Origin of the sequence: Jiangella rhizosphaerae (genome assembly GCF_003579925.1) — a bacterium.
In the GTDB taxonomy this organism is placed as follows: Bacteria; Actinomycetota; Actinomycetes; order Jiangellales; family Jiangellaceae; genus Jiangella; species Jiangella rhizosphaerae.
On record NZ_QUAL01000183.1, the window covers coordinates 1 to 24,370 of the forward strand.

The window sequence follows — 24,370 nt, forward strand, 5'->3', positions numbered from 1 at the left end:
CGCCGCGAGCAGCGCCCCGGCGGCCTCCGTCCGCCCGACGGCTCCACGGGGGACGGCTCCGGGCGGGAACGCGGCGGTGGTCAGGTCGTCCGCGGCGAGGACGGTGCCGCCGGGCAGGTCGCGCGCCGCGACGACCACGTCGACGGTCGCCGGAGCGCCGGGCGACGCGGCCTCGATGGCGAACGCGACCGCCGCGGCGGCAAGCCCGCCGGCGAGGAGCCGGCGATGCCAGCCGGCCGCGCGGACCAGGCGGTGCAGGGCGGAGCGTGGGTCGTCCATGCCCACGACGCTAAGCGCGCCGCGGGCCGCCGGACCGGCTGTCCACAAGACGAATCCGCGGCGGCCCGGCCTGTGGACGACGGGTCGTCGTGCGGCCGAATGGAGGTGCGCCGTGGCGAGAGGTGCCCGGCCGGCAGACGAGCGCCCGATCGGCGAGTGGGCTCGCGGTCACAGCCCTGGCCAAGGGTGCCCCACCTGACCGAGGATGGACCCCGCCCGGATGGGTGGGTTCCCACCCTACGGGCGGGCGCTGACACCCCAAGCGGGCGCCGGCGCTCGAGGCGGGCGCCGGCATTCGAAGCGGGGCGCCGACGCGTGCCCCGCCGGCCGTCGAGGATCAGGCGGCGGGGGAGGATGCCTTCGAGCCGGACGAGTCCTTCGAGGTCTTCGAGGACGAGTCGCCGCTGCTCTTGGCGGAGTCGCCGGACGACGAGCCGTTGCTGCTGGCCGGGGTGCTGGACGACGTGGTGGAACGGCTGTCGTTGCGGTAGAAGCCCGAGCCCTTGAACACCACGCCGACGGCGGAGAACACCTTGCGCAGGCGCCCGCCGCACGCGGGGCACTCGGTGAGCGGGTCGTCGCTGAACTTCTGCACGGCCTCCAAGGGCTCGCCGCAGTCAGTGCAGACGTACTGGTAGGTGGGCACGCGTGGATCCTCCTGGGGTCGCCGTCGAAGGCCGACGGCTCTTAGCACTCTCAACCCTCGACTGCCAAGAATAATGCCCCGTTCGGTGCGTCGTTGTCCACGCGGCCGCCACGCAACCCGCTCACGCAACCGTCGACACGGCGGCCACGCAACCCGGCCACCCTCCGCCCCGCTGGAGGTCTGCTGTCCGATGAGACAGCAGAGCTCCATCGCGCGATGGAGCTCTGCTGGCGGAAAGGACGGCAGAGCTCCAGCGGGGCGACGAGTCCCGTCCGGCGCCGGCCGGCCCAGCGGCCCGGAGGTCGGCCGGCCGCGGCACGCGGCCGACCGCGGGCGCCGCTGCCGTCCGTCACGTCCGGAACGTGACGACGACGCCCACCGCGGCGAGGGCCCACAGCACGCTCGCCAGCGTCCCGATGATGAACCGCTCAGCCGCGGCCGACTGGCTCAGTTCGGGGAACCGGCCGATGCCCTTGCCGCCCAGGACGATCGCGATGCCTTCCGGCCACCCGGCCAGGATGGTGACGGCGACCGCGAGCCGCTCGAGCGCCCCGATGGTCGTGCCGCCACGCAGCGTCTGAGGGTCGGAGACGCTCGCGGTGGCGTCGCCGGTGACGCCGTCCTCGGCGATGGTGCTGGTGCCGCGGTCGGCGAGCCGCAGCAGTGCCGTCACGACCAGACTCCCGCCCGTGATCGCGGTGACCACGGCCGCCACCCGCGCGACGTTCAGCAGCGCGGAACCCGGCGGGTCGCCGGCCAGGCCGAACAGCGCCGCCGCGGTCACCAGCGTGACCGGGACGGCCGCACCGATCAGCCAGGTCCGCGTCGTCGCCTCGGGCCGGCGGTGCTCGACGGCGTACCAGGCGACGGCTCCGGCCGCGGCCGCGACGGCGAGCAGGACCACCGCCACCACCGTCATGCGGCCTCCTGGAGCAGCCGCGCCACGACGGGCCGGGCGTCGCGTTCCTGCTGCCACAGCGCGACCGCCAGTCGCTGCCCGACGGCCTGCCGCGTGATACCCAGGACGTCGGCGGCCTCGGCGAACGTGTGCCCGGCCTCGACGAGGTCGATGGCGGCCCAGCCCGCGGCGCTGCGTCGCGCGATGACGGCGGCCATGAGCGTCAGGACGGCGTCGGCCTCCTGCGCGCGCTCACCGTCGGGCCCGGCGACGGCGACGTGCTGTGGCCGCTGCTTGGCGGCGTCGAGCGCCTCGCGCGCGTAGATGAAGGCCGGGCCGCGCGCCGATCGGGTGCTGGCGGGCAACGGCTCCTCGACCGGCCCGGCGCCGATGCCGATGCTCCACGCGTCGACCCGCAGCAGCAGCCGCGCCGCCTCGACCGCTGCCTCGGACTCGGCCAGAACCCCCTGGAACTCGTCGCCGGCGGTGCGCTCGAACGGCAGCAGCGGCTCGTGGACCAGCTGCTTCAGCGTGGACAGGGCATCCTCGACCAGGTCGCGGCTGCGGCGGCTGCCGCGCTGGTCGACGGTCAGGACGAACGGCACACTGCAAGGCTATGACCTGGCGTCCACCTGAGCAAGGCTGAAACCTTGCTGAACGACAGGCAAGGCTCTGATATTGCGAGCCGCGACGCTAGTCAACCGCCTTGACACCGCCCAGACCGGGCGGCCGGGTAGAACGCGACGACGCCAGTCGGGCGGCCGTGATCGGTCGCCTACTCTGTCCCGGTGACTCGTCGCCGCATCGCCGCCGGACTCGCCGTCCTGGCGGGACTGGTCGTGCTGGCGCTCGTCGCGACGGCCTCCGTCGGCGTGTGGTCGGTACGCCGCGCCTATCCCGACTACGACGGCACCGCCGAGATCCCGCGGCTGACGGCCGAGGCCGAGGTGATCCGCGACGAGAACGGCATCCCGCACATCTACGCCGACACCCCGGAGGACCTGTTCCGGGCGCAGGCGTACGTGCACGCGCAGGACCGGTTCTGGCAGATGGACTTCCGCCGGCACGTCACGTCGGGCCGGCTGTCGGAGCTGTTCGGCGAGGACCAGGTCGAGACCGACGCGTTCGTCCGGACCCTCGGCTGGACCGAGGTCGCCCGCGCCGAGCTGCCGCTGATCAGCCCCGAGAGCCGCCGCTACTTCGACGCCTACGCCGACGGCGTCAACGCCTGGCTCGACCAGACCGACGGCGGCGAGCGCGGCCTCGCCTACACCCTGCTGGGGGTCACCGGCGGCGACGACGCACCCAGCCGCTGGACCCCCGTCGACTCGCTGAGCTGGCTGAAGGCGATGGCGTGGGACCTGCGCGGCAACATGCAGGACGAGCTCAGCCGCTCGCTGCTCGAGGCCAGCGGGCTGCCGGCCGACCGCGTCGAACAGCTCTGGCCCGACTCGCCCGAGTCGCTCGCACCGCCGATCGTTCCCGACGAGTACGTGTCGCCGCGGCTGCCCGACGCGCTGGCCGCGGCCGACGGCACACCCGTGCCGCTGCCGCCCGCAGCGGCCGACGCGATCCAGCGGGCCGCCGAGGGCCTCGACGCCGCGCCGGTCACGTTCGGCGACGGTGACGGCGTCGGCTCGAACTCGTGGGTGGTCGCCGGCGATCACACGGAGTCGGGCGCGCCGCTGCTGGCCAACGACCCGCACCTGGCGCCGTCCATGCCGTCGATCTGGTACCAGGTCGGCCTGCACTGCCGCGAGGTCGGCCCGGCCTGCCCGTTCGACGTGGTCGGCTACTCGTTCGCCGGCCTGCCGGGCGTCATCATCGGCCACAACCAGGACGTCGCGTGGGGGTTCACCAACCTCGGCCCGGACGTCACCGACCTCTATCTCGAGCAGGTCCGCGGCACCACGTACCGCGTCGGCGACGACTGGGTGCCGCTGGAGGTCCGCGAGGAGACCATCCGCGTGGCCGGCGGCGACGACGTCACCATCACCGTCCGCAGCACGCGGCACGGCCCGCTGCTGTCCGACCGCGACGACGACATCGAGGACGTCGGCGAGGACGCCCGCGTCGAGGGCGAGCCGCCGCCGGAGGACGGGTACGAGGTCGCGCTGCGCTGGACGGCGCTCGACCCCGGCCGCACCGCCGACGCGATCTTCGCGCTGAACCGGGCCACCGACTGGAACTCGTTCCGGGCCGCCGCCGCCCTGTTCGACGTGCCGTCGCAGAACCTCGTCTACGCCGACACCGAGGGCAACATCGGCTACCAGGCGCCCGGGCGCATCCCCGTCCGCACGACGCACGACGGCCGCTACCCGGTCCCGGGCTGGACCGGCACCTACGAGTGGGCCGGCTACATCCCGTTCGCCAGCCTGCCGAGTGTGCTCAACCCCGCGCAGGGCTACATCGTGACGGCGAACCAGCCGGTCACCAGCGACCGCTACCCGCTGCTGCTCACCGCCGACTTCGACCCCGGTCACCGGGCCGGGCGCATCGACGAGCTGCTCACCGAGCGCATCGAGTCCGGCGAGCCGCTCGACGCCGCGGACATGGCCGCGATCCAGCTCGACGCGCACAGCGACGCCGCCGACATCCTGGTGCCGTACCTGCTGGAGCTCGACGCCCCCGACGGCTACTACGGCGACGGCCTGCGGCTGCTGCGCGACTGGGACCGCTCGATGACGGCGGACTCCGCGGCCGCGGCCTACTTCAACGCCGTCTGGCGCAACCTGCTCGAGCTGACCTTCCACGACGACCTGCCCGAGGACGAGTGGCCCGACGGCGGCGGCCGCTGGTTCGAGGTGGTGCGCGACCTGCTCGAGGTTCCCGGCGACCCGTTCTGGGACGACGTCGACAGCGAGAGCGTCGAGACCCGCGACATCATCCTGGTCGAGGCCGCCCGCGACGCCCGCGACGAGATGACCCGCGAGCAGGGCAAGGACGCCTCGAAGTGGGAGTGGGGCCGGCTGCACGCGCTGGACCTGACGGAGCCGACGTTCGGCACGTCCGGCATCGGGCTGGTGGAGTGGATGTTCAACCGCGGGCCGGTCGAGGTCGGCGGCGGCGGGTCGATCGTGCTGGCCAACGCCTGGGACGCCGCCGAGGGCTACGAGACGGTGTGGTCGCCGTCCATGCGGATGATCGTCGACCTCGGCGACCTCGACGCGTCGCGCTGGATCGACCTCACCGGCGTCAGCGGTCACCCGTTCCACGACAACTACGGCGACCAGACCGAGCTCTGGCGCGACGGCGAGACCCTGCCGATGCGCTGGGACGAGGACTCCGTCCGCGAGGCCGGCGAGTACCGGTTCACCTTCCAGCCGCCCGAGCCGGCCGAGTCCCCGTAGCCGGTCGGCCGTCGCGCCGCACGCCTCCCGCCGGCCCCGTCCGGCCCGTCGGCGGGTGGTGGTGTCGGTGCCCACCCGTAGGGTTGGGTCCCACCCGACCGGGCGGGGTCCACCGCGGGCCGGCTCAGCGCAGCCGGTGCACCCCGCTCGGGGTGGCGACGGCGTCGACGGGGACGTCGTGCGGCTCGCGGGGGACCGGGATGTCGAGCAGCTCGCCGTCGTGCAGCAGGACGCAGGTGAACGCCGGCGTCGTCGACGCCAGCACCCGGGCGAGCACCCGGTCGTACGATCCACCGCCGCGGCCCAGCCGGTGACCGCGCCGGTCGGCGGCCAGGCCCGGCACCAGGAGCACCGACGCCGTCGTCACCGCCGCGGGCCCGAGCCGGTCGCCGTCGGGCTCGAGCAGTCCGCGTGCGGCCGGCACCAGGTGCTGCGGCCCGGCGTATGCGGCCCAGTCGAGGTCGCCGTCGGGCAGCAGCACCGGCAGCAGCACGTCGACGCCGTCCTCGCTGAGCGCCTCGACCAGCGGCCCGGTGCCGGGCTCGCGGCCGACCGACACGTACGCGGCGACGGTGGAGGCGGCGGCCACCTCCGGCAGGGCGAGGACGACGTCGCGCAGCCGGCTCGCGGCCGACGCCAGCGCCGTCGCGTCGAGGTCGCGGCGGCGCGCCACGATGCGCTCGCGTAACGCCCGCTTCGCCTCGCGCACCGTCGTCGGCATGTCTTCACCGTACGGCCGACCGCACGTCGCCCTTCTGCCTGTCCGCCGGTCTTTGTAGGGTGACGCCCAGCACGGGAGCGGGTACCTGAGCCTTGAACGAGGCACGGCCCGACTGGATGAGGAGAGCGATGACTGCGGAGCGAACGGGACAGGACGCGACGGCCGGCGCGGTGACGAAGGTGGTCATCCCGGTCGCGGGCCTCGGGACCAGATTCCTGCCGGCCACGAAGGCGACGCCGAAGGAGATGCTGCCGGTCGTCGACAAGCCGGCCATCCAGTACGTCGTCGAGGAGGCCGTCGCTGCCGGGCTGTCCGACGTGCTGCTGGTCACGGGGCGCAACAAGGACGCCATCGAGAACCACTTCGACCGCGCCTGGGAGCTGGAGAAGGCGCTGGAGCAGAAGGGCGACCAGGAACGCCTGCGGCGGGTCATGAAGTCGCAGATCCTGGGCGACATTCACTACGTCCGCCAGGGCGACCCGCGCGGACTCGGGCACGCCGTCCTCTGCGGCGCGCTCCACGTCGGCGACGAGCCGTTCGCCGTCATGCTCGGCGACGACCTCATCGACCCCCGCGACCCGCTGCTGCCGCACATGCTCGACGTGCAGAAGCGCTACGGCGGCAGCGTCATCGCGCTCATCGAGGTCGACCCCGCGCAGGCCCACATGTACGGCTGCGCGTCGGTCGAGCCGGCCGAGGACGACGTCGTGCGCGTCACCGACCTCGTCGAGAAGCCCGAGCCCGGCACCGCGCCGAGCAACCTCGCCATCATCGGCCGCTACGTGCTGCACCCGGCGGTCTTCGACGTGCTACGCACCACCGAGCCCGGCCGCGGCGGTGAGATCCAGCTGACCGACGCGCTCAAGACGCTGGCGGGCATGCCCTCCGACCAGGGCGGCGGGGTGCACGCCGTCGTGTTCCGCGGCCGCCGCTACGACACCGGCGACCGCCTCGACTACCTGCGCACGACCGTCAGCCTCGCCAGCGAGCGCAGCGACCTCGGCAAGGACTTCCGGGCGTTCCTGCGCGAGTTCGTTGCGCAGCTTCCGCCCGAGGTTGAGGATGACTGAGTGAAGCGTGTCGCCGACCATCTCTCGGACATCCTCGCGGCGGTCCGGCCGCTGAGCGAGCTGGACTTCCAGCTGCTCGACGCGCACGGCTGCGTCCTCACCGAGGACGTCATCGCGCCGTGGTCGCTGCCGCAGTTCGACAACACCGCCATGGACGGCTACGCGGTGCGCGCCGACGACGTGGCGGCGGCGTCGGAGGACGAGCCGGTCGAGCTGCCCGTCGTCGCGGACATCCCGGCGGGCGACACCAGGGTCAACGCCATCGGGCCGGGGCTGGCCGCGCGCATCATGACCGGTGCGCCGGTGCCGTCGGGCGCCGACGCCATCGTGCCGGTCGAGCAGACCGACGGCGGCACGGTGCGGGTCCGCATCACGGCGCCGGCGAAGCCCGGTGCCCACATCCGGCGGGCCGGCGGCGACGTCCAGGAGGGCGATGTCGTGCTCGGCGCCGGAACGTACCTTGGCGCCGCGCAGATCGGCCTGCTCGCCGCCGTCGGCCGCGACCGCGTCGTCGTCCGGCCGCGGCCGCGCGTCGTCGTCATCTCCACCGGCAGCGAGCTGGTCGAGCCCGGGTACCCGCTGACCACGGGCCAGATCTCCGACTCCAACTCGTTCACCCTCACCGCCGCCGCGCGCGAGGCCGGCGCCGTCGCCTACCGCGTTCCGCCGGTCCCCGACGACAAGGACCGCCTGCTCGGGCTGATCGAGGACCAGCTGATCCGCGCCGACATGGTCATCACGACGGGCGGGGTGAGCGCCGGCGCCTACGACATCGTCAAAGAGGTGCTCTCCGGCCTCGGCACCGTGAGGTTCGACAGCGTCGCCATGCAGCCGGGCAAGCCGCAGGGGTTCGGCACCATCGGCGACGACCACACGCCGATCTTCGCGCTCCCCGGCAACCCGGTCAGTGCGTTCGTCTCGTTCGAGGTGTTCGTGCGGCCGGCCATCCGCAAGATGCTCGGCTCGCCGCGGCTGCACCGGCCCAGCGTCAAGGCCGTGCTGCAGGAGCGGCTGCGCTCGCCCGAGGGGCGGCGGCAGTTCGCCCGGGCCCGCGTGCAGACCGCGCAGGACGGCTCGCACCAGGTGCGGCCCATCGGTGCCCAGCAGTCGCACCTCATGGGCGACCTCGCCTACGCCAACGCGCTGATCGTCGTGCCCGAGCACGTCACCGAGGTCGCGGCGGGCCAGGTGGTCGACGTCGTCCTGCTCGAACGGCGGCGCGAGTGAGCTCTGGTTCCGGCTTCACGCACCTCGACGACCAGGGTGCGGCGCGCATGGTGGACGTGTCGGCGAAGGACGTGACGGTCCGGACGGCGACGGCGTCGGGCCGCGTGCTGGTCTCGCCTGCCGTGGTGGCGGCGCTGCGGGCCGGTGACGTGCCGAAGGGCGACGCGCTCGCCGTCGCGCGGCTGGCCGGCATCATGGGCGCGAAGAAGACGCCCGACCTCATCCCGCTGTGTCACCCGCTGGCGCTGCACGGCGTGGACGTGACCCTGACCGTGGAGGACGACGCGGTGCGCGTGGTCGCCGTCGTGCGGACGGCCGACCGCACCGGCGTCGAGATGGAGGCGCTGACCGCCGTCGCGACCGCCGCGCTCACCGTCGTCGACATGGTGAAGTCGATCGACAAGGGCGCGGTCATCTCCGACGTCCGCATCGAGGAGAAGACCGGCGGCAAGTCCGGGACCTGGCGGCGAGCATGAGGGCGCTGGTCGTGACGGTGTCGACGCGCGCTGCCACGGGGGTGTACGAGGACCGCGGGGGGCCGCTGATCGTGGACGGGCTGGCCGCGCTGGGGTTCGAGGTGGCCGACCCGACGGTGGTGCCCGACGGCGAGGAGGTCGAGGCCGTGCTGCGCTCGGCCGTCGCGGCGGGCTATGACGTCGTCGTCACCACGGGCGGCACCGGCCTCAGCCCCACCGACCACACGCCGGAGATGACGCGCCGCGTCCTCGACGCCGAGGTGCCGGGGCTGGCCGAGGCGATCCGTTCCTACGGGGTCGCGCAGGGGGTACCGACGGCGGCGTTGTCGCGCGGCGTGGCCGGGCGGGCGGGCCGGACGTTGATCGTCAACCTTCCGGGCTCGCCGGGCGGCGTGCGCGACGGTCTCGCCGTCCTCGCGCCGGTCCTCCCGCACGCCGTCGACCAGCTCCGCGGCGGCGACCACGACCGTTCGGGTGGTGCGTCGTGAGGTCGCGGTCGACGCGGCTGGGCTGGCCGGTCGAGCTGCAGGAAGGCCCCGTCGGCCTGCGGCCGCTGCACGCCCGTGACCTGCGCGCGTGGTCGGAGGTGCGGCAGCGCAGCGAGGCATGGCTGCGGCCGTGGGAGGCGACGCCCCCGCCACCGGCCGACCCGTACACGATGTCGTTCCGGCAGATGGTGCGCCTCCACGCCGCCCAGGGCCGCGCCGACGAGGCCCTGCCCTGGGCCGTCACGTACCACGGGCGGCTGGCCGGGCAGCTCAACGTCTCGAACATCATCTGGGGCTCGGCCCGCATGGGCACCATCGGCTACTGGCTCGACGTCGACCTCGCCGGCCGCAACATCATGCCCACCGCCGTCGCCATGGCCGTCGACTACTGCTTCTTCGTGTGCGGGATGCACCGGCTCGAGGTGAACATCCGGCCCGAGAACCGCGCCTCGCTGCGCGTCGTCGAGAAGCTCGGCTTCCGCGAGGAGGGGCTGCGGCCGAAGCTGCTGCACATCGACGGCGAGTGGCGCGACCACCGCTCCTTCGCCCTGACCGCCGAGGACGTCCCCGAGGGCCTACTGCGACGGTGGCGTTCGTCGCGCCTTGCTCCCTGAGCGTCTCGTCGGCGGTGCCGCTGAGCTGCTGCGATCACGCCGCGTGACCGTTTCGACCCGTCTTGTCACCATGCGTTGTCGTTTGACTGTGCGATTATTGCTGGGTACCGCAACCAGACGACGTCGATGCTCTCGGGGGATTGCATGAACGACTCCGCTGGCGTGCGGCTGTGGAACGGGGCGATGCTCCCGACGCCCGGGGTCTTCCAGATCGATCCCGCGCACACCACGGCCGGCTTCGTCGCCCGGCACCTCATGGTCACGCAGGTGCGTGGCCGGTTCGAGAAGGTCGAGGGCACGGTCCACATCGCCGAGGACCCGCTCGACTCGTCCGCGAGCGCGGTCATCGACACCGGCTCCATCACCACCGGCGCCGCCGAACGTGACGCGCACCTGCGCAGCGCCGACTTCCTCGACGTCGAGACCTTCCCCAAGATGAGCTTCATCTCCCGGCAGGTGCACGGCGGCTCGTCGGGACCCAAGTGGTCGATCGTCAACGGCCAGATGGTCCGCCGTCGCCGCGGCGGCGCCGGCAAGTTCGTGTGCGTCGGCGAACTGACGATCAAGGGCGTGACCCGGCCGATCGAGCTGGACGTTTCCATCGACGGCGTCAAGGGCGACCCCTGGGGCGGCGAGCGGCTGGCGTTGTCCGCGACCGGTGAGATCGACCGCGAGGCGTACGGCATGACCTGGAACGTGGCGCTCGAGGCCGGCGGCTGGCTGGTGTCGCAGAAGGTGCAGATCGAGATCCGGGCACAAGCGATCAGGATGACCTGACGCCCCTTTGGTCACACCCGTCACGTGCGTTGCGGACGACACACCGGAGCGGGTCCAACGTGTGGGATGCATTGCACCGTAGCGTTTTGAGGCATGGGGTACAGCGGTCTCATCTATGCGGCGATCGTCGCAGCGTGGGCCGCCTTTCTCGTGCCCCGCTGGGTCCGCCGCAACGAAGAGGTCGAGCGGGCGCGCGAGGCTGATGTCGAGCGCGGGGTGCGTGTGCTGTCGCGCCGCGGCGGCCGGCCGCCGCAGGCTTCGCACGGCGCCGTGACGCTGCCGACTGCTCCTGGCGCGGCCGTGTCGGCTGGGCAGGGTGGGTCGCCGGTACCGTCGTCGCCCGTGGACGATGTCTTCGCAGTCGCCGCCCGCCGCCGTCGCCGCATGCTGGGCATGCTGCTGGTGCTGCTGGTGGCTTCCGTCGCGTTGGTCGTGCTCGGCCGGGCGCCCGCCTGGGCTCCGTTCGGGCCCGGGGTGCTCCTCGTGCTGTTCGTCCTGGTCGCTCGCCGCGCCGCGGTCGCCCAAGCCCGTCGCCGACGTGCGGAGGCCCGCCGCGCGGCCGCTCAGCGTCGTCGCTCGGTCGCCCGTGAGGCTTCCGCCGTGTGGGCGTCGCCGTCGGAGTCCGAGGAAGGCGCGACTCGTCGGCTGGTGCTTCCTGACGAGCTCGTGGAGCCGGCTTCGTCTGTCGGCGAGGGTGAGGAGTGGTCGCCCGTGCCGGTCCCGCTCCCGACCTACCTCACCAAGCCCAAGGCGACGCGGCCCGCGGCTCGCAAGATCGACCTCAGCCAGCCCGGGGCTTGGACCTCCGGCCGCCTCGACCCCGCCTCGTCGATCCAGCTGCCGCGCCGTGACCCGGACGAGCGCCCTGCTGCCGCGTCCTCGTCGCCCGCGCCCGAAGAGACCACCGGGACCGAGGACGTGGTCGAGGAGCGCCGCCGCGCCGTCGGCGACTGACCCGGCCGATTGGGTTTCCGGCCGGTCCGGATGGTAAAGTCGCGGAGGTTCCAGGGGCTGTGGCGCAGCTGGTAGCGCACCTCGTTCGCAACGAGGGGGTCAGGGGTTCGAGTCCCCTCAGCTCCACCATTGTGTTAGCCGACGCCGAGATTGCCGACGCTGTGGCCTTGGAGATGCCGATGAATGCGTGGGGTGTGTCTCGTGGTGTGGTGGTCATGGTGGCGGTGTCGTCGTCGCGGTGTCGCGGTCGGCAGGTGATGCCTTCGCGGCCTGGATGGGTGAGGGATCCGCGTCGTCCTGGCTACCCGGATCCTTCACCCATCAGCGGCCTGCAGCTCGTCGTCATCGGCACCGGGGGGTCGACGGCGACAAGACCGGTGCGCCCGGCCTGGCTGGCACCACACGACTGGGTTCGTCGGCACGGTGAGGGGGCCACGGCCGCGCGCGTGGCCGTCGGCACGATGTCGGNCCATTGTGATGAGTCGGGACATCGTTGATAGATGTCTCGCGTCATCGTTCATAGTGGACGAGAGCCTGGCCAGTGGCCGGGCTCTCGTTGTTCGTTGCGCCAGTAGGTGCGGGTCGGGCTGATGGTGTGGGTGGCGAGGATTTCGCCGGTGGACCTGTCGACGACGGTGACCTGGTGGTCGGTGATCAGGATGGTGACGGCTTTGCCGGCGTGGGTGATGCCGACGCCGAGGTGGTGCATGCGTCCGGCGCGGCGCAGAGAGAGCTTGCCGCAGCGGTCGACGTGGTCGAACCGGACGCGGTAGAACCCGGCGATCGCGGTGTCGGCGGGGCCGGCTTGGGTCATGCTGTCTAGACATGGGGCGCAGTGCGTGCGCCGGTGCGCCGTCTGGGCTGCAGCGGAGCCGGTCGGCAACCCGAACGCAGGACACCGCGGTGACACCTTAGCCGGGTTCAGGGGCAACGCCAAGCCCAGTTCTTCACAGATCTTGCCGTGGGTCTGCGGATGTGACCGTTAGCCATTGTTCTAGATGATGCCCAGCGTGGCAGGAGGGTCCGAAGACGCAGCGGGTGGGGTCGCCGATGAGGAGGTGGTAGCCCGTTTCTCGTCTGCTGAGGCGGCGGTCACATCTGTCGCTCACGTCGCCACCTCATCGGCCTCCGGGACGTCGCGTTGGCTCTTGTTCCAAGCTGCCATGATTGTACCTATGAGGATCTCTTGGACACGTGATGAGATAATTCTTGCTTGCGCCCTGATAGCAGAGAACGGCTGGAAGGAGCTCCGGTCCTCCCGGCCCGAGGTGGTCGAACTGTCCAGTCTGCTCATATCGTGGTCGAATCACCCAATAGAGCAGCGCAATCCCGACTTCAGAAGTGCAGACAGTGTGGCCCGCAAGACGCTGGATATCGCAACGCAGCACCCGGATTATCAAGGCAGGCCAACGCATGGCAACAAGCTGGACGGCGAGGTACTCTGCGAATTTATCCTAGATCCAGACCGGATGCTGCAAGCCGCGCGTGAGATACGGACAGACATGAAGCGCGGCCAAGCCGCCCCCTCCTTGGATGACGAGATCGATACGGCCGAGATCGATGTTTCGGAGGGGCGCGTTCTTATTATGCGGCACTTGCGGCGAGAGCGAAGTCCTAAGATTCGGCAGATGAAGCTCGACCAAGTCACGACGCGCGGCGACGCGCTGGCGTGCGAGATTTGTTCCTTTAATTTCGAGGACATTTATGGACCGCGCGGCAAGGGGTATATCGAAGTACACCACGTTCTTCCGCTCCACGCCTCCGGGCAAACCAGGACTCGCTTAGAGGACTTAGCCCTCCTGTGCTCCAATTGTCATCGAATGATCCACCGTCGCGCGTGGATCACACCCGATGAGTTGCGGGCAACGCTACGTGCACGCTTCTCATGACGGATTGTTACGAAATATGGTGCGGCTTCCGCCATAAAGCATTTCAGCGACTGGATTCGGCATACCATCGGTCGTAGCGCGAGTGCGGGAACCCAATGTTTAAGGCTCTGCTCATGCTTGAGCCTTATCCATTAGCGAGCGCTGAGGAAAGCTCGCTATAAGGGCGTATACGCTCCATTTCGACAAGCTCGCGCCAGCCTTGCCACTGGGTATTCATAAAGCGATCGTGATTGCGTAGGCTCTCTAACGCCTCGTCAATCTGTTCGAAAAGCAGATGATAGATCGTATCAATCTCACCCGTGCCACGCCCGATAGACACCAGTCGGCTGGGTAGAGGTTCGGCCGTCACCACGACAAGATGAGGCAGGCGGCCCCGACGGTTGCGTACAAGCGTGCCAAACTCTACACGGACATTCTGCACTCGATCTGAGCGGATCGTTAGTTTGCAGGACACTGCGGCGTGCAATACATGGGTGAGATTAGCGCTTCGCGGATTGGGCAGGCCGACCATCACATCGCTGGAAACTGTATAGTCACGGCCAACCGTTGTCTTGAGCGTCGGATCGCTTTTAAGTAGTTCTTGGAGGTGCGCAAGATGGCGATACTGGGCAAACTGATTTGCGCTACCGCGCCGGGTCACCTTCCAAGCGCGCCCCGGCGCGAGTTCCTTTAAGCTAGTGTAGATGTCCTGTTCCAACCCGACCTCGAGTGCAATGCCTGCGGCTAACGCATGGGCTCTCGGTCTCCTACGGTCATCGAATGGACTCGCTTCCTTGCGCTCGAGTGAGCCGATGTCGAAGGTGGTTCTCCGGTCGCGACGAATGTTGAGGATCTCGTAGACCGCCTTTGCGATGCGTACGCTACTTGGGCCAGAAAGGTCGGCAAGGTTCGGCCCTAATGGCTCGCCGACGTACTTCACGCAAACTGGTGTGGCGCTCCGGCTGGCTTGCTTCCAGCCAAGCGTGTCGGTGAACCAACTTGGTACGGCCATATTACGGACCGTACCACGAGGCCGCATCGGGATGGACGGGTGCTGTTGGCCGTTGGCCCGCAGACAAGAGGACTCCTGTGAAACGGCCTACTCGAGCCTCCGCCAACTACGCCAGCAAGCGAAGCTCTGTGTTCGGGCGCCCCATCAGGCATACTTCTCGCAGCAACGCGTCACCCCATGCTTCGGCGTTTGCGCGTGTCGGGGAGTCTAGGCGCAGCTTCAGACATGCGTTCGCCATTGCGCGCCACGCGCCAGTTGCGATTCTCCAATACGACAGTGTGAGGTTCACCTGGATCGGCGGGGACGACCGGTATGCTTACTACCTCGCCAGGTTGAGGTGGTGTGACGCCGAGCTGGGCGGCCACGTCGCGATGGACTTGATAGTCCCCTCCCGGGATGATGAAGCCTTCGTCCCGGAGAATCGTGCGGGCGCCATGCCCATTATCGCGGATCCGAGCCATGTAGTCGTCTTGCTGCGCGAGTGTTGCAATTGTATTGCGGCCGATACGGCGGAGTGTCACCCGCCGTAGCAGCTCGTTTACACGAGCCTGACCGCTGCGCGGTCGGAGAATTGCGGCGAGCGTGGCTTCATCCAAGCTGAGCAGAACATTTGGCGGGAGGCTAGCACCGAGGTGCAGCCAAGCTATTTGACTGCGGCCGCGGGGGTTCAGACTCGTCTTGCCGTCTCTATTCCGGCTCGACCTCAGGTTCTGGACGCTGGCGCGCACGACGCCGAGGCTCCACGTCGACGCGCTGTCGTTCGCGTAGGCGACAAGCAGGAGCTCGCCGAAGCACTCTGGCGGGAGCATCCAGCCTCCCATCGACTGGGAGTATTTGCAGTCAATTTCCACACCCAAGATTTGGAAGTCCAGCCGTTCACCGTCATCGATGACACCATCAAACTCGCGCCTGAGGTTAATCTCAAGGAGAGTTCCATAGTGTGTCTTCTCGGTCTTGAAGAGCTGATCCCACCGAAACCGACCAGTGTGCTGGCCGTCATAGAGCTGATCAAAGGTGGCACGGAAGACCGCAGCAGCGCGGCGCCCATCGGGATCGGCTCGACGCAGGGCGTCGGCAACCGCCTCCCTGGGGGGGTCGTCGTCTAGTCCGTACAGCTCGAGGCCAGGTAGCCCATCGTTCGTCATGAGGTTGACAATAGCTTGTGTCTCGGAGGGCACTGTGACTATCTACGCTCGGCCTAGGTCCCGCGCGTTTCGTAGACTGGATGTGATCATAGCCTCCGACGACCATCTGAATACGACCGGATCTGGCATACCTTTCGGCGCTTTGGCTCGAAAGCGGTCGTTGCACTTCGGGCTGCCACCCGATGTTGCTCGCGCCCAGCCGATCAAGGCCGTACTGCAAACGGTGGCTCTGCCGACTGACCGCGTTCGCAAGTTATCCTAACTGTCAGGCGGTTGACGCATTGTCGCCAGCCTCCAGGGCAGTGTAAATACACCGACCAACGGCTTCAGCAACTGGAGGCGGGAAGGCGTTGCCGACTTGGCGATATGATGCCGTCTTACGGCCAGCAAAGTTCCAGCTGGTTGGGAATCCTTGAACTGCGGCCGCCATTTTGACAGTTAACCGCGGCCTTCCTTCGTAACCCGGACCGGGCGGGCTGTCCGCAATGCCCATGCCGTCGACGCCTAGATCGCGCCATGCCGCCTTCGCCCGGGACGGACCGACATCGGCACCGCCGTGCTTCTTGGAGCCACCTACGAGCGCAGGGGCGATACCTTGCGCCTTCGCGGCCCAGTCTGCGGCACCTTCCCACCCGGCCTCGGCCATGAGAGGCTCCAGTACTTCGCCAACAGTCTTGAGCACGCCAACTGGTTCGGGCCACGTGAAATGTTCTGCCTCATCCGGCCTCATCAACACAAGTATCGCGCGCGGGCGTGACTGAGGTACTTCAAAGTCGGCGGCGTTGAGAAGTTTCCATCCGCACGACGCATAGCCCAGGCGCTCAAATTCGCCGACTAGCTCATCTCGGTACTCATCAAACTTCCGGCTCAGGATCCCGCGGACGTTTTCGATCATCACTGCCCGCGGCTGAAGCTGCTTCGTGAGCCGGACCATCTCTGGGAAAAGATCACGCTCATCGTCACGGCCAAGCTGCTTTCCCGCGAGGCTAAATGGTGGGCACGGCACGCCGCCGGCCAGCAAATCGACGCCGGTCAATGAAGCGTCCGGTTCCCATTGGCGAAGATCAGCTTCTATCACGTGCCAGCCAGGCCGATTGTGCCGAAGGGTTTGGCAGGCGCTTGGATCAAGCTCGACGCACGCGAGATGCTCGAACCCTGCCTGCTCTAGGCCGAGCGCCTGGCCTCCCGCACCCGCGCAGACCTCGACCGACGTGAACGACGACACAGCAGCCTCCCAAGTGCGATGCGCAGGCGAGGAGCAACCCGGCTAGCCCTGACCTTAACCGCTGGGGGCCGTCACTTCTTGGACGCGCACCGCAGCTGGCGCAGCCGAACGCTGTTGGTGGCGCGCTGCGACCCTCAGACGACCTCGAGGTGCCACGCTCGCCGCCCCGAGGCGCCGAGCGTGGCACTGTGCGACAGCCGGGATCCTCCGGGTGGGCGACCTCATGCGATACTCGAGGAGGCCGGCAGATCGAGACTGGTCAGAAAAGTCGGGGAACAGTCCCGCACCATGGCGACGCTCCGCTGACGCCGGACACGTGCTGGCGTCGGGCTCCTCACAACACCTGCTTCACCTTGTCCAGTGCCTGCTCCAGGGGTTCGTGCTCCCACAGCCGGACAACAGTCCAGCCGGCAGCCGAGAGCGCAGTGTTGTTGCGTTCGTCACGGTCGCGGTTTCGCTGAAGCTTGGGACTCCAGTAGTAAGCGTTGGTCGTAGGTTGACGTCCGTGTTCGGGGCAGCTGTGCCAGAAGCAGCCGTCTACGAAGACGGCAACCAGCCGCTTGGTGAACACGATGTCGGGGCGTACGCGCACGCCACCAGGCAGGTCGATAAGCAGGTCGCATCGGTATCGATAGCCGGCCTGATGGAGCGCTGAGCGCAACGCACGTTCGGGCCCTGTGTCGCGCCGCCGGTTCGCCTGCATGTTCCGGCTCCGGCCCTCATCTAGCGGCGCCGGATGAAGGCCCTTCGCGCGCGCCTCAGCTCGTCGCCGCGCTCGTTCCTCATCGGATGGCGTGGTCGGCGTAGCCATCAAACCTCTCAGCATAGCAGCAGTTTGTCGAGTTGTGTCGAACGTGCGTACGACTTATCGTGGATCTGCCCGGCACCCATCTCGCTGACGGAAGAGAGCGGATCCATGTCGAGTTTAAGATGCCTTGAGATCTGTGCGGGCGCCGGTGGTCAGTCGCTCGGCTTGGAGCAGGCGGGTTTCGAGCACCTCGTGGCTGTAGAACTTGATACAGATGCGTGTGCCACGCTTCGCCTGAATCGACCATCCTGGAACGTTACCGAGGGCGACGTGCACGACTTCGATGGGCGGTCATATGCGGGCATGGTCGACTTGTTTGCCGGTGGCGTGCCCTGCCCGCCCTTCTCGATCGCCGGAAGGCAGCTCGGCGCCGATGACGAGCGGGACCTGTTTCCTCAGGCTCTGCGGCTCGTGCGCGAGATCAACCCGACAGCCGTGCTGCTTGAGAACGTCCGAGGTTTGAGCTCGCCCCGCTTCGCCGCCTACCGCGCTCAGATACTCCGCGTCCTCGAAGAGCTGGGCTATGTGGCCGACTGGCAGCTCGTGAATGCCAGCGCGTTCGGGGTACCGCAGCTCCGCCCTAGGTTCATTCTTGTCGCGATGAAGCCCAGTGCCTTCGTGCACTTCAGCTGGCCGACGGAGGAGCAGGTTGCGCCCACGGTGGGGCGTGCACTCAAAGAGCTGATGGCGGCGGATGGCTGGGCAGGGGCAGAGGAGTGGGCCAATAAGGCGGACGGCATCGCGCCGACTCTGGTCGGCGGCTCAAGAAAGCACGGCGGCCCTGACCTAGGGCCTACGCGCGCCCGAGAGGCCTGGGATCGCCTTCATGTGAATGGCAAAGGCGTGGCGGATAGGCCGCCATCGGTTGATGATCCGGTCGACCTAATGCCTAAGTTGACGGTAGAAATGGCTGCGGTCATCCAAGGGTTCCCGGTGACGTGGAAGTTCAGCGGCAGAAAAACTGCGAGGTATCGACAGGTGGGAAATGCATTCCCGCCGCCGGTCGCTCGGGCTATCGCCGCAAGGATCGGTGTCGCCATCCAAGCGGCGCATGATGTGTGCGAGGCCGAGTACATCCAGCCGCAATTGGTCTATGCAGAATGACGTACGCTTGATCATATCTGCGTTGTTCAGGTGTCATTGCCGTCACCACAGCGCTCGACCAACGCTGCGTCGCAGGAAGCTTCGGATCTAGTTAATCAGCGCGCTCGATGGCCGTCGCAAAAGCGATGGTGCCGTGTGGGGTCTCGCAAGCGAGGCCCCACACGGCACATTTCCTGGAGCCTCAGCGTCAAGGACCAGAGATCAGCGTCGGCATGCAGCCTACGCTCCGAAAGTTGTCAGCCCACAAAGGCGCGGCGGATGTACTCAGCCGTACATCATGGCGTGTCACTCGATTGGTGGCCGGATCGTTCAGGCTGCCTTCGAACGTTGCGGCGCCGCCCGTGCACGATCTGCGCACGGGCGATCACTGCGCAGGTATCCGGTTGGCCGGAGCTAGCGCGCAACTGAGCCGTCGTGGACGTAGCGGACGTCACCTTTGACCAGGGCCGACCGAGCGGCGGCGACTCGTCGCGATAAGGACTGGGGGAGGCGTTCGGTTATCAGGTCGTCGTGGCAGAACTCGAATGCTCTGAGCTCGCTGTTCTGAAGGCGGATCTGGCTCACCTGTGCAGGGGTCAGCCGTCCGCCGTCGAAGATGAAGGCGAGCAGGTCATCCCACGGGCCGTGTGGGGCCACCCAGTCGATGCACAAGAGGCGGCCGATCTCGAGGTCGATACCCAGCTCTTCGTGCAACTCGCGTCGTGCGGCCATGTCTGGTGGCTCGTTGGCTTCGGCCATCCCACCGGGCAGGTCCCACCCGGGCTTGTACGTCGGCTCGACCAGCAGGATTCGGCCGGAGACGTCGCGGATCAGGACGTCCGCGCTGACTCTCTTGCGCGGTTGCCGTGCGTTGCCTTCGACGAGGTAGGCGTGCCATGACTCGGGATCGCGCTCGTACAGGGGTTGCTCGGTGCTCATTCGACAACCGATCTCTCCATGGTCAGCTGCAGCCTACTTGTCGATCCGTCGCGAATTCATGGCGCTCGGCGACGTTGTCGGACCCGGCGGCTAGGTTGATCTTCATGTGGCCGGGAATCCAAGCGAACGACGATGCGGGTCTGCTGAAGGTGGTGGACCCGTCCACGTTCGTGCGCGGCCTGATGTACGCCCAGAGCGGCGCCGCGATCGAGGTCGAGTGGGAGCCCAGCCAAGGCGTCATCAAGGGCCGAGTGGTCGGTAGCGCTCGCCAGCCGTACTCGACGGTTGCGTTCGTGCGGCCGAACGGGCCACGCAACTACGTGTTCGTCGAGGGACGATGCAACTGCCCTGTCGGCTTCGACTGCAAGCACGTTGTCGCGCTGGTGATGACGGCGCTGAGCGACGGCGGGCCGGTGCGGGGCCGCCAGCCGGAGCCCGCGGTCGATTGGAAGCGGTCGCTCGACTCGCTCCTGAACAGCAACGCCAGGCCGAAGGGCGACGGGACGGGCCCGGTCGAGATCGCCGTTCAATTGACGCTGTCCAGCCGGCCGCGGGCAACCGGCCGGTGGGAAGACGCCGCCGCACCACAGCCGCGGTTGCTGGCGAGGCTGGTGCGACCCGGACGCGCCGGCTGGGTGGCCGGCGACCTGAACTGGTCGAGGCTGCGGTATCGGCCCGAACTCGTCGCCGGCCCGGCCGACAAGATGCGCTGGCTGCGTCAGTTCTTCCTGCTCTACGACGCCGGGCGAGACGATTCCGGCTACTACTCGCCGTACGGCCGGGACGAGAAGGACCTTGATCTGACGGCGTTCGAGTCCACCCAGCTGTGGCCGCTGCTCGACGAAGCCGCCAGCCTGGGCCTGCGGTTCGTCTACGGCAAGAGGAGGACCGGCGACGTCGACCATTACCGCACGGCGCGGCTCGAGCTCGATGTGACGACAGACAAGAACAGCGACCTCGTGATCGTCCCGGTCCTCACCGTCGAGGGCGTCGAACGCGAGGTCGTGCCGGTCCGCTTCATCGGCACCGAAGGGCACGGCGTCGTCTATGCGCCGCGCGACAACCTCGAGACCACGGACGACCCGCAGAACTGGCGGTTCGGCCTGGCGAAGCTCGAGCGGCCGACCGGCCCGGAGCTGCAGCAGCTGGTGTTGGACGGGGCGCGGCTGACGGTCCCGGCGGCGGAGATCGAGCGGTTCCGCGACGAGTACGTCCCACGGCTGCAGCGGTTGACGACGGTCGTGTCGTCCGACGAGTCGTTCACGCCGCCGGAGATCTCCGGGCCGAGGCTCGTCGCCCGAGCCGACTACGGCGACGATCACGGGCTCGAGCTGGACTGGGAGTGGCACTACCAGGTCGGCGACGCGACGAGGCGGATACCGCTGGACGATCCGTTCCCGGAGGGCGCCGACGACGGGTTCCGCGATCCGGCGGCGGAACGGGCGCTGCTGGCCGGCCTGGATCGAAGGCTCCTGGGACTGGGGCCAGCCGGCGACGAGAACGGCGCCGGCCGACGCACGCCGTCGCGCGGAGGTCCGCCGGTCGCCCGCCGACGCCTCGACGGGCTCGACACGATGCGGTTCAGCACCGAGGCGCTGCCCAGGCTGCGCGACCTGGACGACGTCGAGGTGGAGGTGCTCGGCGAGCCGGCCGACTACCGCGAGGTCGGCGACTCCCTGGTCATCGGGGTGTCGACAGAGGCGACGCAGAACGAGACCGACTGGTTCGACCTCGGCGTCAACATCACCGCCGACGGGCAGGAGGTCCCGTTCACCGACCTGTTCCTGGCGCTGGCACGCGACGAGCCGTACCTGCTGCTTCCGGACGGCGGGTACTTCTCGCTGGAGAAGCCCGAGCTGCAGACGCTGCGCCGGCTCATCGACGAGGCGCGGGCGCTCGGCGACCACACCGGCGACGGCACCAGGATCAGCCGGTTCCAGGCCGGGCTCTGGGAGGAGCTGGCGTCGCTCGGCGTCGTGACCCACCAGGCCGACTCCTGGCAGCGCCAGGTGCAGGGGCTGCTGACCCTCGGCGAACTCGATCAGGACACAACACCGCCCAGCACGCTGAAGGCGCAGCTGCGTCCGTACCAACTCGACGGCTACCGATGGCTGACGTTCCTCTGGGAGAACGGGCTCGGCGGCATCCTCGCCGACGACATGGGGCTCGGCAAGACGCTGCAGACGCTGGCGCTGATCTGCCACGCCAAGCAGGCCGATCCGGCGATGCCGCCGTTCCTCGTCGTCGCGCCGACCAGCGTGGTGTCGAACTGGGTCAGCGAGGCGGCGCGGTTCGCTCCCGGGCTCACCGTCGTGCCGGTCACCGACACGCTGCGGCGCCGCGGACGGCCGATCGACGAGGTCGTGGCCGGCGCGGACGTCGTCATCACCACGTACACGCTGCTGCGGCTCGACGCCGACGCCTACGGGCAGGTGAAGTGGTCAGGGCTCGTGCTCGACGAGGCGCAGCACGTGAAGAACCACCAGTCGAAGACCTACCAGGCGGCGCGGAAGCTGCCCGTACCGTTCAAGCTGGCCGTCACCGGCACACCGGTCGAGAACAACCTCATGGAGCTGTGGTCCCAGCTGTCCATCGCGGCACCCGGCCTGTTCCCGCATCCGGGCCGGTTCGAGGAGTACTACGGGCGGCCGATCGAACGGCAGGGCGACGCCGAGCGGCTCGCGCAGTTCCGGCGGCGCATCAAGCCGTTGGTGTTGCGTCGGACGAAGGAGCAGGTCGTCGCCGACCTCCCGGCGAAGCAGGAGCAGGTGCTCGAGGTCGACCTGCACCCGAAGCACCGCAAGGTCTACGACAAGCACCTGCAGCGTGAGCGGCAACGCGTGCTCGGCCTGCTCGACGACGTCGACAAGAACCGCCTCGTCATCCTGCGGTCCCTGACGCTGCTGCGGCAGCTCAGCCTGCACGCGGGCCTGGTCGACGAGGAGCATCGCGACATCGCCAGCGCCAAGATCGACCTGTTGCTCGAGCAGTTGGGCGACGTCATCGAGGGCGGGCACCGGGCGCTCGTGTTCAGCCAGTTCACCGGGTTCCTCGGCCTGGTGCGCGAGCGGCTCGAGGCGGCCGGCATCGAGTACTGCTACCTCGACGGGTCCACGCGTCACCGTGAGCAGGTGATCGCGCAGTTCAAGGAGGGTACGGCGCCGGTCTTCCTGATCAGCCTCAAGGCCGGCGGGTTCGGGCTCAACCTCACCGAGGCCGACTACTGCTTCATCCTCGACCCCTGGTGGAACCCGGCGACGGAGGCGCAGGCGGTCGACCGCACGCACCGCATCGGCCAGACCCGCAACGTCATGGTGTACCGGCTGATCGCCGCCGACACCATCGAGCAGAAGGTCATGGCGCTCAAGGACCGCAAGGCAAAGCTGTCGGCCAGCGTCATGGACGACGGCAACGCCTTCGGCGGACGCCTCGACGTCGACGACATCCGGCGACTGCTGGAGTAAGCCGCAGGAGGACGGTCGGCGATGGATGGATGTCTCGGTCGGACGTCGACGACCGGAACCGGTCTCAGGGCCGCAGATCGCCGAGGAGGTCGTCGAGGACGAGTTCTTCCTCGATACGGACCGCCCGGCGCGACATCGCAGCGAAGAGAGAAGTGTCCCACGGGGTTGGCAGCGGGGTCCCGCTCAGCGATGCTGAGCCCGTCGCCGCGTCGTAAGCGGCGGCGTCGTAGCGCCATGGCGCGAAGCCGACCCGCTCGTACACCGCGGTGGCGATCGCGACGCCGCCCCAGTCGAAGTCGCCGTGATACGCGAACTGTGCGCCGTCCGACGCCAGCAGGTCGAGCAGCCGCCACACCGCGGCGGACGGACGGCCGTTGACGCAGACGAGCGGCGGGCAGGCCGACCCGAATTCCTCCGCGGCCGCTGCCACCACGACCGGGTTCTCACACAGCCGCACGACACCTCCACGTGGCAGGACCGGACCATCGTGGCGGCGCAACTGGCGCAGGGTCAGCACGCACGGTTCGCCACCCGCACGCACCGCGGAGAGCATGCGGCCCAGCGAGCTGCGTTCGTCGCCGGGCAGGCCGAGGCACAACACCGTGGACGAAAGGTCGTCGAGATAGACGCCGACCGCCGCCCAGGTCTCGCGACGGCCGGCGGACGCACCGTCTCCAGGGAGACCGCCGGCCGGCGAGTTGCCGGCCAGGGCACGAGCGGCCGACAGCGCCAACGTGGCGATCGGCCGGCCTTCGTCCAAGGCATGAGCGTCGCCACAGGCCTCCGCGGCGAGCCGTCCGAGCGGCACACCCGTCGACGGCAGCCGGCTTACGACACGCGCTACGGCGTCCAGGACGTGGCGCGCCGCCACCGGCTCGGTGACCAGCCGCCGGACCACGCCGGTGGTGTCCAGCCAGGCTCGCCACCGCGTCAGCTCAGGGCGTTCGCCGACAACCGCGTCGAGCTCGCGGAACGCCGACGCCCACGCTGCCGCGACGCTCGCGGCCTCGCCGGCTCGGTCGCGCACGGGACCGGTCAGCCGCTCGACGGCGGAGGCGAGGCCGTCGGGGCCGGCGCCGGACGCCCGCAGGGTGCGGTCGAGTTCGTCAAACGACACACTGAGAGAGGCGCCGCTGGTCGGACGCCGTCCGAGCAGCAGCTCCACCGCGCGACGCTGCTCCGCCGACGCATCGACCAGTGTGACCGTGCCCGTCAGCGGCCGGCCCAGTTCGAGTCGGCGCCGGGCTCGCGTGACGAGCCACTCGGTGTGCGGCCCACCGAGCAGGCGACGCAGCCGATCGTCCGCCGAGGAGTGGTCCATCGGCA

The 24,370-nt window shown here is 69.0% G+C and carries 23 protein-coding genes and 1 tRNA gene; 12 read left to right on the forward strand and 12 right to left on the reverse strand.

Going from position 1 to position 24,370, the window contains the following annotated elements:
• From DY240_RS19815 to DY240_RS19830, 4 genes are all read right to left on the reverse strand, one after another.
• The coding region (locus tag DY240_RS19815; protein ID WP_199701827.1) for an SAF domain-containing protein at nucleotides 1-279 on the reverse strand (279 nt) is incomplete at its 3' end.
• A gap of 337 nt (nucleotides 280-616) precedes the next feature.
• The gene (locus tag DY240_RS33420; protein ID WP_119661576.1) at nucleotides 617-925 is read right to left on the reverse strand and encodes an FmdB family zinc ribbon protein; all 309 of its coding nucleotides are present in this window, start codon (nucleotides 923-925) and stop codon (nucleotides 617-619) included.
• Between the two features lie 349 nt (nucleotides 926-1,274).
• Entirely contained in the window at nucleotides 1,275-1,844 is a 570-nt protein-coding gene (locus DY240_RS19825) for a hypothetical protein (protein WP_119661577.1), read from the reverse strand.
• Nucleotides 1,841-2,428, reverse strand: a complete 588-nt coding sequence (locus DY240_RS19830) for a hypothetical protein (RefSeq protein ID WP_119661578.1) — start codon at nucleotides 2,426-2,428, stop codon at nucleotides 1,841-1,843. Before DY240_RS19830 ends, DY240_RS19825 begins: the two co-directional genes overlap by 4 nt.
• A gap of 183 nt (nucleotides 2,429-2,611) precedes the next feature.
• On the opposite strand from DY240_RS19830, the gene DY240_RS19835 reads away from it, so the two are divergent.
• The gene (locus DY240_RS19835; protein WP_199701829.1) at nucleotides 2,612-5,173 is read left to right on the forward strand and encodes a penicillin acylase family protein; all 2,562 of its coding nucleotides are present in this window, start codon (nucleotides 2,612-2,614) and stop codon (nucleotides 5,171-5,173) included.
• 124 nt (nucleotides 5,174-5,297) lie between these two features.
• On the opposite strand, the gene DY240_RS19840 is transcribed toward DY240_RS19835, so the two are convergent.
• Nucleotides 5,298-5,894: a 5-formyltetrahydrofolate cyclo-ligase gene (locus DY240_RS19840; protein ID WP_119661579.1), complete on the reverse strand. Its 597-nt coding sequence runs from the start codon at nucleotides 5,892-5,894 to the stop codon at nucleotides 5,298-5,300.
• A 128-nt stretch (nucleotides 5,895-6,022) separates the two neighbouring features.
• On the opposite strand from DY240_RS19840, the gene galU reads away from it, so the two are divergent.
• From galU to DY240_RS19880, 8 genes are all read left to right on the forward strand, one after another.
• On the forward strand, nucleotides 6,023-6,964 hold the full coding sequence (gene galU / locus DY240_RS19845) for a UTP--glucose-1-phosphate uridylyltransferase GalU (RefSeq protein ID WP_119661580.1): 942 nt from the start codon (nucleotides 6,023-6,025) through the stop codon (nucleotides 6,962-6,964).
• Complete coding sequence (gene glp, locus DY240_RS19850; protein WP_119661581.1) at nucleotides 6,965-8,191, forward strand: molybdotransferase-like divisome protein Glp; 1,227 nt, start codon at nucleotides 6,965-6,967, stop codon at nucleotides 8,189-8,191.
• Between the two features lie 47 nt (nucleotides 8,192-8,238).
• Nucleotides 8,239-8,667, forward strand: coding sequence for a cyclic pyranopterin monophosphate synthase MoaC (gene moaC, locus DY240_RS19855; protein ID WP_233552808.1), 429 nt, complete (start codon nucleotides 8,239-8,241; stop codon nucleotides 8,665-8,667).
• Nucleotides 8,664-9,155, forward strand: coding sequence for a MogA/MoaB family molybdenum cofactor biosynthesis protein (locus DY240_RS19860; protein ID WP_119661583.1), 492 nt, complete (start codon nucleotides 8,664-8,666; stop codon nucleotides 9,153-9,155). Before moaC ends, DY240_RS19860 begins: the two co-directional genes overlap by 4 nt.
• Nucleotides 9,152-9,769: a GNAT family N-acetyltransferase gene (locus DY240_RS19865; RefSeq protein WP_233552806.1), complete on the forward strand. Its 618-nt coding sequence runs from the start codon at nucleotides 9,152-9,154 to the stop codon at nucleotides 9,767-9,769. Before DY240_RS19860 ends, DY240_RS19865 begins: the two co-directional genes overlap by 4 nt.
• Nucleotides 9,770-9,913: 144 nt before the next feature.
• A complete protein-coding gene (locus DY240_RS19870; protein ID WP_119661584.1) occupies nucleotides 9,914-10,546 on the forward strand; it encodes a YceI family protein in 633 nt (210 codons plus the stop codon).
• Between the two features lie 93 nt (nucleotides 10,547-10,639).
• Nucleotides 10,640-11,500, forward strand: coding sequence for a divisome protein SepX/GlpR (gene sepX / locus DY240_RS19875; RefSeq protein WP_119661585.1), 861 nt, complete (start codon nucleotides 10,640-10,642; stop codon nucleotides 11,498-11,500).
• Between the two features lie 53 nt (nucleotides 11,501-11,553).
• Nucleotides 11,554-11,629: transfer RNA gene (locus DY240_RS19880), tRNA-Ala, on the forward strand.
• 388 nt (nucleotides 11,630-12,017) lie between these two features.
• On the opposite strand, the gene DY240_RS19885 is transcribed toward DY240_RS19880, so the two are convergent.
• Nucleotides 12,018-12,314, reverse strand: a complete 297-nt coding sequence (locus tag DY240_RS19885; protein ID WP_119661586.1) for a hypothetical protein — start codon at nucleotides 12,312-12,314, stop codon at nucleotides 12,018-12,020.
• A 361-nt stretch (nucleotides 12,315-12,675) separates the two neighbouring features.
• On the opposite strand from DY240_RS19885, the gene DY240_RS19890 reads away from it, so the two are divergent.
• Entirely contained in the window at nucleotides 12,676-13,389 is a 714-nt protein-coding gene (locus tag DY240_RS19890; protein WP_158602914.1) for an HNH endonuclease, read from the forward strand.
• Nucleotides 13,390-13,513: 124 nt separating this feature from the next.
• Here the strand turns inward: DY240_RS19890 and DY240_RS19895 are convergent, their stop codons facing one another.
• From DY240_RS19895 to DY240_RS19910, 4 genes are all read right to left on the reverse strand, one after another.
• Nucleotides 13,514-14,308, reverse strand: coding sequence for an NgoMIV family type II restriction endonuclease (locus DY240_RS19895; RefSeq protein ID WP_158602915.1), 795 nt, complete (start codon nucleotides 14,306-14,308; stop codon nucleotides 13,514-13,516).
• A 242-nt stretch (nucleotides 14,309-14,550) separates the two neighbouring features.
• Nucleotides 14,551-15,525, reverse strand: a complete 975-nt coding sequence (locus DY240_RS19900; RefSeq protein WP_119661589.1) for a NaeI family type II restriction endonuclease — start codon at nucleotides 15,523-15,525, stop codon at nucleotides 14,551-14,553.
• 265 nt (nucleotides 15,526-15,790) lie between these two features.
• Nucleotides 15,791-16,750, reverse strand: a complete 960-nt coding sequence (locus tag DY240_RS19905; RefSeq protein WP_119661590.1) for a DNA cytosine methyltransferase — start codon at nucleotides 16,748-16,750, stop codon at nucleotides 15,791-15,793.
• A 334-nt stretch (nucleotides 16,751-17,084) separates the two neighbouring features.
• Nucleotides 17,085-17,453, reverse strand: coding sequence for a very short patch repair endonuclease (locus DY240_RS19910; RefSeq protein WP_233552807.1), 369 nt, complete (start codon nucleotides 17,451-17,453; stop codon nucleotides 17,085-17,087).
• 213 nt (nucleotides 17,454-17,666) lie between these two features.
• Here DY240_RS19910 and DY240_RS19915 point away from each other — a divergent pair, with 213 nt between their 5' ends.
• The gene (locus DY240_RS19915; protein ID WP_119661592.1) at nucleotides 17,667-18,662 is read left to right on the forward strand and encodes a DNA cytosine methyltransferase; all 996 of its coding nucleotides are present in this window, start codon (nucleotides 17,667-17,669) and stop codon (nucleotides 18,660-18,662) included.
• A gap of 393 nt (nucleotides 18,663-19,055) precedes the next feature.
• On the opposite strand, the gene DY240_RS19920 is transcribed toward DY240_RS19915, so the two are convergent.
• Nucleotides 19,056-19,580 (reverse strand): NUDIX domain-containing protein, encoded by a 525-nt coding sequence (locus tag DY240_RS19920; RefSeq protein ID WP_119661593.1) that lies wholly within the window; start codon nucleotides 19,578-19,580, stop codon nucleotides 19,056-19,058.
• A 104-nt stretch (nucleotides 19,581-19,684) separates the two neighbouring features.
• Between DY240_RS19920 and DY240_RS19925 the strand changes: the two genes are divergently transcribed.
• Nucleotides 19,685-23,044 carry a DEAD/DEAH box helicase gene (locus DY240_RS19925; RefSeq protein ID WP_119661594.1) on the forward strand — a complete coding sequence of 1,120 codons (3,360 nt, stop codon included), beginning with the start codon at nucleotides 19,685-19,687 and terminating at the stop codon, nucleotides 23,042-23,044.
• A 64-nt stretch (nucleotides 23,045-23,108) separates the two neighbouring features.
• On the opposite strand, the gene DY240_RS19930 is transcribed toward DY240_RS19925, so the two are convergent.
• A complete protein-coding gene (locus DY240_RS19930) occupies nucleotides 23,109-24,365 on the reverse strand; it encodes a TIGR02679 family protein (protein WP_119661595.1) in 1,257 nt (418 codons plus the stop codon).
• Between the last annotated feature and the right edge of the window lie 5 nt (nucleotides 24,366-24,370).